At 77.1% G+C, this 10032-nt stretch carries 10 protein-coding genes and 1 tRNA gene; 8 read left to right on the forward strand and 3 right to left on the reverse strand.

All coding sequences use genetic code 11. The annotated features are described in order from the left end of the window. A partial coding sequence (locus tag ABZ641_RS17220) for a hypothetical protein (RefSeq protein ID WP_359982706.1) occupies positions 1 to 182 on the forward strand: 182 nt, incomplete at its 5' end. Positions 183 to 211: 29 nt separating this feature from the next. Here ABZ641_RS17220 and ABZ641_RS17225 read toward each other — a convergent pair. Together ABZ641_RS17225 and ABZ641_RS17230 are read right to left on the reverse strand one after the other, a co-directional pair. Then, the gene (locus ABZ641_RS17225; protein ID WP_359982709.1) at positions 212 to 1111 is read right to left on the reverse strand and encodes a fused MFS/spermidine synthase; all 900 of its coding nucleotides are present in this window, start codon (positions 1109 to 1111) and stop codon (positions 212 to 214) included. Between the two features lie 141 nt (positions 1112 to 1252). Next, positions 1253 to 1750: a hypothetical protein gene (locus tag ABZ641_RS17230; RefSeq protein ID WP_344627646.1), complete on the reverse strand. Its 498-nt coding sequence runs from the start codon at positions 1748 to 1750 to the stop codon at positions 1253 to 1255. A 316-nt stretch (positions 1751 to 2066) separates the two neighbouring features. On the opposite strand from ABZ641_RS17230, the gene ABZ641_RS17235 reads away from it, so the two are divergent. Then, positions 2067 to 3455, forward strand: coding sequence for a tetratricopeptide repeat protein (locus ABZ641_RS17235; protein ID WP_344627645.1), 1389 nt, complete (start codon positions 2067 to 2069; stop codon positions 3453 to 3455). Positions 3456 to 3489: 34 nt separating this feature from the next. Here ABZ641_RS17235 and ABZ641_RS17240 read toward each other — a convergent pair whose 3' ends face one another. Beyond that, positions 3490 to 4128 (reverse strand): histidine phosphatase family protein, encoded by a 639-nt coding sequence (locus tag ABZ641_RS17240; protein WP_344627644.1) that lies wholly within the window; start codon positions 4126 to 4128, stop codon positions 3490 to 3492. Between the two features lie 284 nt (positions 4129 to 4412). Between ABZ641_RS17240 and ABZ641_RS17245 the strand changes: the two genes are divergently transcribed. From ABZ641_RS17245 to ABZ641_RS17270, 6 genes are all read left to right on the forward strand, one after another. Further along, entirely contained in the window at positions 4413 to 5612 is a 1200-nt protein-coding gene (locus tag ABZ641_RS17245; protein ID WP_359982713.1) for a hypothetical protein, read from the forward strand. A 37-nt stretch (positions 5613 to 5649) separates the two neighbouring features. After that, the gene (locus ABZ641_RS17250) at positions 5650 to 7230 is read left to right on the forward strand and encodes a hypothetical protein (RefSeq protein ID WP_344627642.1); all 1581 of its coding nucleotides are present in this window, start codon (positions 5650 to 5652) and stop codon (positions 7228 to 7230) included. An 8-nt stretch (positions 7231 to 7238) separates the two neighbouring features. Then, a complete protein-coding gene (locus tag ABZ641_RS17255) occupies positions 7239 to 8591 on the forward strand; it encodes an AAA family ATPase (protein WP_344627641.1) in 1353 nt (450 codons plus the stop codon). Between the two features lie 156 nt (positions 8592 to 8747). Continuing rightward, positions 8748 to 9149, forward strand: a complete 402-nt coding sequence (locus ABZ641_RS17260; protein ID WP_344627640.1) for a hypothetical protein — start codon at positions 8748 to 8750, stop codon at positions 9147 to 9149. Positions 9150 to 9282: 133 nt separating this feature from the next. Further along, a complete protein-coding gene (locus tag ABZ641_RS17265; protein WP_344627639.1) occupies positions 9283 to 9879 on the forward strand; it encodes a bifunctional DNA primase/polymerase in 597 nt (198 codons plus the stop codon). A 66-nt stretch (positions 9880 to 9945) separates the two neighbouring features. Then, positions 9946 to 10019 (forward strand) — tRNA-Lys (locus ABZ641_RS17270). The last annotated feature ends 13 nt before the right edge of the window (positions 10020 to 10032 follow it).

The raw sequence follows: 10032 nt of genomic DNA on the forward strand, positions 1-10032 counted from the left end.
CCGCCCGCGGGACGTCCGCCGAGCGGCCCCGGCCCGCCACCGGCGAGGACGCCTTCGGTGCCGCGCCCGCCGTCCGGGCCGAGGGCGCGGACGCCGTCGCGGTGGCCGTCCCGATCCTGGCGGGGCTGCTGCTCACCGCCCTCGCCACGTACAAGCACCGCGGACTGCCCAGCGGCCACTGACGGCATCCGGGACGCCGTGCCGGCCCGGGTCAGTGGAAGACGCCCGGCGGGGGTGCCGGCGAGGGGACGGCCGAGTCGTCCGTGACCGCGGCGGCCCCCGCGGTGAAGTCCGCCAGGGCACGGCCGTGTTCGACCCGGCCCGGCGCCGCGTCCGAGGCGACCTTGCGGCCCAGCTCCTCCAGCGGCAGCGGCGCCGTCCCGGCCACCAGGATCAGGTTCCCGAACCGGCGGCCGCGCAGCACCGCCGGATCCGCCACCAGGCACACCTCCGGGAACACCGCGAGCAGGGTCGCGGTCTGCGCCCGGGCGAAGGCCAGTGACGAACCGTCGGTGACGTTCACCACCAGGCGCCCGCCGGGGGCGAGCGCCCGGGCGGCCAGCGCGGCGAACTCCACGGTCGCGCAGTGCGCCGGCACCCGCGCACCGGAGAAGACGTCGGCGACCACCAGATCGGCGCCGCCCTCCGGGGCGCGCTCCAGCACCGCCCGGGCGTCCGCGCCGCGCACCTTGATCTGCCAGCCGCGCTCCAGCGGCAGTTCGGTGCGGACGAGCTCGGTCAGCGCGGTGTCGATCTCGGCGACCTGCTGCCGGGAGCGCGGCCGGGTGGCCGCCACGTAGCGGGGCAGGGTGAGGGCGCCGCCGCCCAGGTGCAGGACGGTGATCGGGCGGCCGGGCGGGGCGGCGAGGTCGATCAGGTAGCCGATCCGGCGCTGGTACTCGAAGCCGAGGTGGGTCGGGTCGTCCAGGTCGACCAGGGACTGCGGGGCGCCGTCCAGCAGCAGCTGCCAGGCCCGCGGCCGGTCCCGGTCCGGCTTCAGCTCGGCCGTCCCGGAGTCCACCCGCACCGCCAGCGGTCCCTGCCGGTGGCTGCGTCCCTCCGCCCCCGTCGCCTCCGGCACCGCCTCGGCCCTGCCCCTGCCACGTCCCATGCCCCCGATTATCCAGGGGCGCGGGACAGGGCGGTGCACCACGAGGGGCACGGGGAACGGCGCGGATCACAGGGCCCCGACCGTACGCCTTCCCGCAATCGCCGGCGCCCCCGGCGGCCGGCCCGGGCGGGGCCGCCCGTCTCAGAAGGGGCCGAGGCCGCCCGCGGTGAGGGTGCAGGCGGCTTCGCACAGGGCCGACCGCAGCACCCAGGCGTCCGTGGGCCGGGCCAGCGCCTGCGGGCCGGCCGGGGCCATGATCCACCGGGGGTCGGTGGCGGGCAGCAGGACGGCGCCGGGGCTGCAGGAGCTGCCGGGGAGGTGCCAGCCGCGGGCGGTCCCGGCGGGGACGAGGAAGGAGACGGCGGCGCCGCCGCGGCTCTGCAGGACGGCGCCGCAGGCGCCGCGGAGCCGGAGGATGTCGACGGCCTCCAGGCCGTGCCGCACCGAGACGGTGACGGTGTCGTAGCCGGTCCCGGCCGCTGCGCCGGCCGACGGCCGTCCGGCGGACCGGGCGCCCGTGGTGCCGCCCCCGCCGGCCGACCGGGTGCCGTCCGTGCCCTCCGGCAGCAGGGCCGGGGCCACTCCGGCGGGCAGCCCGGGGGCGCTCGGCCGGCGGTGCTGCGGTGCTCGGGCGGCCATTGGGGACCTCCTGTCGTCAGGTCGGACGCCCGGGCCCGCTCGCGTGGGGGACGGGATGCGGGGCGTCCACGTAACAGGACAACGCGGATGGGGCACGCAAAGCCACGGGCGCGTCCGTGGCAAGACATGGCATTTCATGGCAGAACCCGGCACCGCCGAGGGGTTTGTCCGCGTTTGCCCCGTACGGTTCCGCTCACCCGCCGCATCCGTGCGGTGACTGCCGGTACTGTCGTGGCGGCACCGAGCGGACCCCCCACCGGCCCGCAGGCGCGGCGTTCGCCGCGGCGCCACCCTGCACGACTCTCGGAGCGCAGCCATGGCAGCCAGGAGTCCCGGCGGGCCCCGGCCCGAGCCGGCCGTTCCCAACACCGTGATGCGCGAGCTGCGCGGCGACCTCTCCCCGGGGGAGTTCGCCACCGCGGTCCGCCGGGCCGCCCGGGAGATCGGCGAGCACGTGTCCTGCGACGCGCGCTACGTCGGCCGGGTCGAGTCGGGCGAGATCCGCTGCCCCAACTACGCCTACGAGCGGGTGTTCCGGCACATGTGGCCGGGCCGGTCGCTGGCCGACCTGGGCTTCGTGCCGCGGACGTCCGTCCGCGGCCGCCCGGTGGAGGCCGCGGTGCCGGCCGTGTCCGCTCCCGGCGTTCCGCACCACTGCGACGAGGAGAACGACGACGTGCACCGCCGTACGTTCCTGACCGGCGGCCCGACCGCCCTGGCGGCCGCCCTGGGCCTGGACGGCGCCGCTCCGGCCGCCGCCTTCGCCGGGCCGGCCGCCCTGCCCGTGCCCGCGCCCCGCCGGGTGGGTCAGGCCGAGATCGAGGGGGTCGAGCGGGCCGTCCGGGAGATCCGGCTGCTGGACGACGCGCAGGGCGCGGACGCCCTGTTCGAGCGGGCGGGGCAGTCGCTGCGCAGCGCGTACGTCCTGTTGAACGAGGGGACGTACTCGCCCTCGGCGGAGCGCAGGCTGCAGTCGGGCGCCGGTGAACTGGCGATCTCGGTGGGCTGGTTGGCGCACGACTCGAACCGGCTGGCGGACGCCAGGTCGTTCTACTCTGAGGCGCTGGCCACCGCGCGGATGGCGGGGGACGCGGCACTGGAGGCGCACGTGTTCTGCAACAGCGCGTTCCTGGCGCGGGACGCCGGTCGGCCGCGGGAGGCGCTGCGGGCCGCCCAGGCGGGGCAGGCCGCGGCGAAGGGGCTCGGGTCGGCCCGGCTGCTGGCGCTGCTGTCGCTGCGCGAGGCGGGCGGCTGGGCGGTGCTGAGGGACCGTCCGTCCTGCGAGCGGGCACTGGCGCGCGCGTCGGCGCTGTTCGAACGGGGGCCGTCGGAGGCGGACCCGGAGTGGATGTCCTTCTTCGGCGAGGCCGAGCTGGCCGGGCTGGAGGCGCAGTGCTGGTCGGCGCTGGGCGAGTGGGAGGTCGCCGGGCGGCGGGCGGAGCTGGCGATGGCGCTGCAGGAGCCGCAGTTCGTCCGCAACCGGGCGCTGTACACGGCGGAGCTGGCGCACGACCGGCTGGGCCTGGGCGACCTGGCGGGTGCGGCGGGGCACGGCTCGGCGGCGGTGGTGCTGCTCGGCGGTGTCCGCTCGGCGCGGATCCGGGCGATGCTGGCGGGCACCGCCGGACGGCTGCGCGGGCACGGCGCGGTGCCGGAGGTGGCGGAGTTCCTGTCCGCGTACGACGGTGCGGTGGGGGCGGCCTGACGGTCCGTACGGGACGGACCGCCAGGTGCTGCCCTCAGTCGAGGTGGCTGTGGTCGTTCCATATCTCGACGGCGGGCAGGCCGTACTCCCAGGAGAGCACCGAGAGGGCGGCGGTGCCGAGCTTGAAGCGCTGGGCGTTCTCGGGCGCCAGGCCGAGCCAGCGCGCGGTGAGGATGCGCAGCAGGTGGCCGTGGGCGAAGAGCACCACGTCGCAGTCGGCGGCGTGCATGGTGGTGGTCTCGGGGTGGGGGACGCCGTGGGTGCCGTGGAGCTCTTCGAGGAAGCCGTCGACGCGGGCGGCGACCTCGGAGAGCTTCTCGCCGCCGGGGACGCCGTCGCGCCAGATCAGCCAGCCGGGCTGGTCGGTCTCGCGGATGTCGTGGCCGGTGCGGCCCTCGTACTGGCCGTAGTCCCACTCCAGGAGCTCGGGGCGGTCGACGGCGCGGGCGCCGAAGCCGGAGAGTTCGGCGGTCTCGCGGGCGCGGGAGAGCGGGCTGGTGTAGACGACGGCGTCGGTGAGGCCGTTCCAGGGGGCGCGGGCGAGCCGCTTGCCGAGGGCGCGCGCCATCGCGCGGCCCTCCTCGGTGAGGGGCACGTCGGTGCGGCCGGTGTGTTGGCCGGTGGCCGACCATGCGGTCTCGCCGTGGCGGACGAGCACGATGCGGGCGGGCATGGGTGGACTCCTCGCAGCAGGGTTCGCGGCGGCCTGCTCGCCATTGAGGGCCGGGTCACCATGATCCCGCACCCCGCGGCCGCCCGCCGGTGGGGGCTGTTCTGTCGCCCGCTCGCCTCCGGGCCCTCCTGACCCGGCGCCGACGGTCGTCGCTCCGTCGCCGCGCTCCCTCCCTCCTCCCTTTCGGCACCGGCGGGCCCTTCGGCTCGGGGCGGGGCCGGGGCGGGTCGATCCGGAGGTCCCGCCCCCGATTGTCGGTGGCGGATGCAACACTGGGCCGCACCATGAACGTCTCGCTCCTGGGGCAGTCAGAGCCGCTCGCGCAGCGGCTCTCCGAGCTGCGCGGCCGGGCGCCGCAGCGCAGTCTCGACGCCCGCGCCCTCGCCGCGCTCGCCGCCAATCCGGGCTGCCGCCGCCGCTCGCTGCTGGACGCCGCCGGCGTCGACAAGGGCGCCGTCGCCCGGCAGTTGGGGCGCCCGGCCCCGTTCGGCCAGTCCCCCTTCGCGCTCGCCCGCGGCAACGTCTTCGAGGCCCGGCTGAAGGACGACGGCTACGCGGCGCTACTCGAACCGCTCCGCCGCCACCTCGGCCTGCCGGAGGAGAGCGGCACCCCGCTCGCCGTGCCGGACCTGCTGCGCCGCTCCTCGCCGGCCGTGCGGGCGGAGCGCACCCGGGAGGCGCTCGCCGAGGCGGTGGCCGACCCCGCGCTCTGGACGCTGCTGGACCACCCGATGCTCCGGCTGACGGTGGCCGGCAGCCCGGCCCACCTGGAGCCGGACGCGGTGCTGGTGCACGGCGGCCGCTGCACGGTGGTGGAGATCAAGTCCTTCCCGGTGCTGGACGGCTCCGCGGACCCGGCCAAGGTCGGCGCGGCGGCGCGCCAGGCGGCGGTGTACGTGCTGGCGCTGCAGGAGACGGCGGCGGCACTGGCCGGGGTGCCGGCCGAGTCGGACCCGTACCGCGCGCAGGAGCTGCCCGGCAGCCCGTCGACCACGGTGCTGCTGGTCTGCCCGAGGGACTTCTCCAACCGGCCGACCGCGGCCGCGGTGGACGTCCGCCGTGAGCTCGCGACCACCCGGCGCCAGCTGTCCCGGATGACCGGCGTCGGGCAGCTGGTCGCCGCCCTGCCGGAGGGCACCAGCTTCGACCTGGCGCCGGACGAGGGCGGCGCGCCGACCCGGCCGGCCGAGGAGCTGGCGGCCGCGGTGGGCTCCGTCCCGGCCGCGTACAGCCCGGACTGCCTCTCCACCTGTGAGCTGGGCTTCCACTGCCGCGCCCAGGCCCGCTGCTCGGACGTGGTGGAGCAGCTGGGCCGCGGGGTGCGCGGCGAGCTCGGCTCGATCCGCACGGTCGGCGCGGCGCTGGCCGCCGCCGGCGCGGAGCCGGGCGGCCCGGCGGAGGACGCGGAGGCCGACGAGGCGTCCGCCCGGCTGCGGTACGCGGCCGCGCTGCGCGCCGAAGCCCTCGGGCAGGTGGTCCGGTGAGCCGCGCGGGCCGTGCGGGCCGCCGGCGGTGGGCCCGGTGAGCCTGCTCTCCACGCTGGCCCGGCTGCAGGCCGTCCGCAGCGGGCGGGCCGAGCCGCTGGCCACGGTGCGCCACCGCCACGTGTCGGAGCGTCCGATGGTCGTGGTGCCGCTGGCCGCGGCGGGCGAGGCCGGCGCGCCGCTGGCGGTCATGCTGGGCACCGACCGGGCGGCCCCGCGGCTGCACATCGTGCCGCAGCCGCTCAACCGCGACCAGCGCTTCGACTTCCTGGCCCGCTTCGGCGCGGACCTGCTGCCGTACCTGGAGTCCTTCGCCGACGAGGTGGAGCACGTCGAGGGCACCGAGCGGGACGCGGAGACGGGTGAGAGGAATCCGGTGGTGCGGGAGCTGTGCGCCGACGCTCCGCAGCTGATCGTGCCGAACACCGGCTCGGTGCGGCACCTCGCGCTGATCGGTCGCTCCACGCGCTTCCGCCGCACCGCGGAGGACGTCGACCCGGGCCCCTACCCGGCGCCCACCCAGGTGCCGCTGCTGGGCCGCTGGCTGACCCACCTCACCGACCGTGCACAGGTGCCCGGATCCAGCCTGCTGCTGCCGATGACGGCGCTGCTCTCCCGGCACTGGGCGACCGGGCAGAGCCACCTCGAGGACCAGCACCTGGCCGCCCTGCTGGCCTGGCACCTGGCACCGGCCGGGCTGACCGGCGCGGAGGCCGCCGAGCGGGCCGAGAGCGAGCGGGACGTGCACGGGCAGCTGGTGCACCCGCCGGCCGGTCCGGCCACCGACCCGAAGTTCGACGAGCTGGTGCTGGCGCCGGCGATCGTCCGGCACGACGCGGCGCTGGCCGCGGCCCGGGCGGCCGCCCCCGCGGACGCCCGGGCGGAGCTGCTGGTCAAGCGGGCCGCGGAGCAGTTGCACGGGGTGCTGGAGCAGGTGCTGCTGCCCACCTGGGCGGACGTCTGGCAGGGGCTCGACCTGCTGCGGGCGCTGCCGGAGGGCGGGCACGTCGCGGAGCGCTGGGAGGGCGACCGCTGGTCGTACACCGGCCACCGGGACCGGCTGGCCGCCGGCGAGCCGCCGCAGCCGAAGCAGGACGACGCGGTGACGGCCGCCCGCAAGCTGGCCCAGCGCGAGCGCGAGCAGGTCCGGCTGGAGGTGCAGGAGGCGCTGGACGACCCGCTGGCGATGGCCGAGCACCGGCTGACCGGCGAGGCGTTCGCGGGCGAGGTGGTCGCCGTGGTGCCGGAGTACGACACCTCCGGTCGGTCGGCGAAGCCTCGGCCGCTGCTGGTGGTGCACACCGCGGACCGTCCGCACGCGGACGCCGGGCGGGAGGTGCACCGGGTCGGCACGGCGACGCCGCAGCGCGGGGTGGTCGCGGGCTTCGACCCGGACGGGGGCACCGTCACGGTGCGGGTGGTGTCCGGGATGGGCCGGCGCAAGGAGCCGGAGCCGGGCAGTCTGCCGGAGGTCGGCGAGCGGGTGGTGTTCACGCTCTTCGAGCTGACGCCCCGCCAGTCGGCTCCGCTGCCCGATCCGGAGGACACCCCGTGGACGCACGGCGGCCCGCCGGGCGCCGCTCCGATGTCGGCGAACAGTACGGAAGAGTGGGAATGACCGCGGGCATGACTGCCGATCAGGCGCCGGGCGCCGTCGCCGACGCCGCCGTGGCGGCGATCCTGGAGGCCGCGGTGCGGCCGGCACCGGGTGCGCCGCGCGGGGTGGTGGTGGACTCCCCGCCGGGCGCGGGCAAGTCGACGCTGGTGGTCCGCGCGGCGCGCGAGCTGGTGGCCTCCGGCGAGCGGCTGATGATCGTCGCACAGACCAACAGCCAGGTCGACGACCTGGTGGACCGGCTGGCCGCCAAGGGGCCGGACGTCACCATCGGCCGGCTGCACGCGGGCGACTCCCGGCCCGCGCCGGAGGCCCTGCGGCACGGCAACGTGACGGCCTCGGAGAAGGTCGCCGACCTGCTGGAGCACGACGTGGTGGTCTCCACGGCGGCGAAGTGGCAGTGGGTGCGCACCGAGGCGCCGTGGCGGCACGCGATCGTGGACGAGGCGTACCAGATGCGCTCGGACGCACTGCTGGCGGTCGCCCGGCTGTTCGAGCGGGCGCTGTTCGTCGGCGACCCCGGCCAGCTGGACCCGTTCACCGTGGTCGGCACCGACCAGTGGGCCGGGCTGTCGTACGACCCGTCGAGCAGTGCGGTGGTGACGCTGCTCGCGCACAACCCGGCGATCCGGCCGCACCGGCTGCCGGTGTCCTGGCGGCTGCCGGCCTCGGCGGCGCCGCTGATCTCGGCGGCGTTCTACCCGTACACGCCGTTCCGGTCGGGGACGGGGCCGGGCGAGCGGCGGCTGGCGGCCTCCGTCCGGGCGGACGGCACGCCGGTGGACGCGGCGATCGACGAGGCGGTGGAGAGCGGCTGGGCGCTGCTGGAGCTGCCCGCGCGGCACACCGTGCGGACGGACCCGCAGGCGGTGGCGGCGGTGGCGGCGGTCGTCCGGCGGCTGCTGGACCGCGGGCTGACGGCGCACTCCGAGCAGGGGTCCGCCCCGGTCGCGCCGGGCCGGATCGCGGTGGGCACCGCGCACCGGGACCAGGCGGCGGCGGTGCGGCAGGCGCTGGCGGCGCTGGACGTGCCGGTGGACCCGGCGGTCGGGCCGGCGGTGACGGTGGACACCGCGAACCGGCTGCAGGGCCGCGAGTACGACGTCACGGTGGTGCTGCACCCGCTGTCGGGCCGGCCCGACGCGACGGCCTTCCACCTGGAGACCGGCCGGCTGTGCGTGCTGGCCTCGCGGCACCGGCACGCCTGCATCGTGGTGGCCCGGGCCGGCATCGCCGAGCTGCTCGACGAGCACCCCTCGGCGGAGCCGGTGCAGCTGGGGGTGGCGGTGAAGTTCCCGGACGGCTGGGAGGCCAACCACGCCGTGCTGGCGCACCTGGCCTCGCACCGGGTGCCGCTGTCCTGACGGCGGACGCGGAAGGGTCGGGGGCGCACCACAGGTGACACGTGCGCCCCGACCGGGAATAGCGACCTGGTGCACACCGTTCCGCTACCGGCCGCCGCCGCGCGACAATGGACGACGGCCCTTTCCTGTCACCGGCGTCTCCGGAGGTGTCCGTCCATGCCCGATCCCCATGCACAGGCGTCCGACCAGAGCGGGGTCCCCGCGCAGGCCGCCCCGGGCCCGGGCACCCCTCCCGCACGCCGGCTGCGGCCGGCCCAGCTGCTCTTCGAGCCGCAGGCCGATGAGCCCGAGCAGGAGCGGTTCTTCGATCTGGAGTCCATCGAGGACCCGGCCGAACTGCTGCGCCGATCGACCGAGTTGGCCCTGGCCTTCCGGGCCGCCGCGGAGCGCGCCACCGACTTCCAGGCGATCGCCGCCGCGCAGCTCGCCGACACCCGCCGCTTCGACGCGCTGAGCCCGGCGGAGATCGCCGCCCGCGCGGACTGGACGCCCGACTACGCGGTGCGGATGGTCGAGTACGGCCGCGGCCTGCAGAAGCAGCGCAGCGCGGAGCACTGACCGGGCCGCGGCGACGCCGCCGCACCGGGCCTCTGGCATATGCGGCCGGTAAGGGTACGCCGCGGCGCGGCGCGGTGTCCGGCGAACCCCGTTTTCCGCCCGGTCCGGCGGCGGCGAGGTCCACGCTGCTGGGGTGGACATCTGGACGTATCAATCCGTGGAGTACGTCACCGTCGCCGGCGAGGCGTGGCTGGCCTCGGCCAGCGAGTACCCGCGCTCCATGCGGGCCCTGTGGGAGGCGCGCCCCTGGGCCTCCAGCGTGCTGCCCTGCGGCCGCGCCTTCGACGTGATCAGCATGCCGTCGCTGTTCGGCCGGCGGGTGCTGGACGAACTGTGGTCCTCCGGCCCGGGCTGCGGCCCGGTCGCCGCCTTCCGCGGACGCACCCTGCTCTTCGTCCAGCCGGGCGCCGCGCCCCGGCTGCGCACCCTGCTGGCCTGGGAGGAGTGGGCGCGCGACGTCCCGCCGCTGCTCTGCCACGGCAAGGGCGACGCGGTGACCGTGCCGCCGGTGCAGCGGATGGTGGACGCCCCGGAGTCGCCCGGGCTCGGTGCCGGCCGCTGGATCGTCGCCCCGGACTCCCGCGAGCCGTGGCTGCCGGGGGCGGCCGTGGTGCTGTGGGCCTGTGTCCGGGCGGCGCGGGGCGAGGCTCGGGCGGCGGCCCTCCCGGCCCTCCCCCCGCAGGCGGCGGAGGAGCCCGCCGGGGCGCTGCACCCGGCTCCGTCGGCCTGAGCCCGCCCGGCGGTATTCGATTTTGGCTCCGCCCGGAGCCGCTGCTAGAGTCTTCCACGTCAGCAGGCGCCGCTAGCTCAGTTGGTTAGAGCAGCTGACTCTTAATCAGCGGGTCCGGGGTTCGAGTCCCTGGCGGCGCACAGACGGTCGAAG

Source organism: Kitasatospora sp. NPDC007106 (genome assembly GCF_040634455.1).
GTDB lineage: Bacteria > Actinomycetota > Actinomycetes > Streptomycetales > Streptomycetaceae > Kitasatospora > Kitasatospora arboriphila.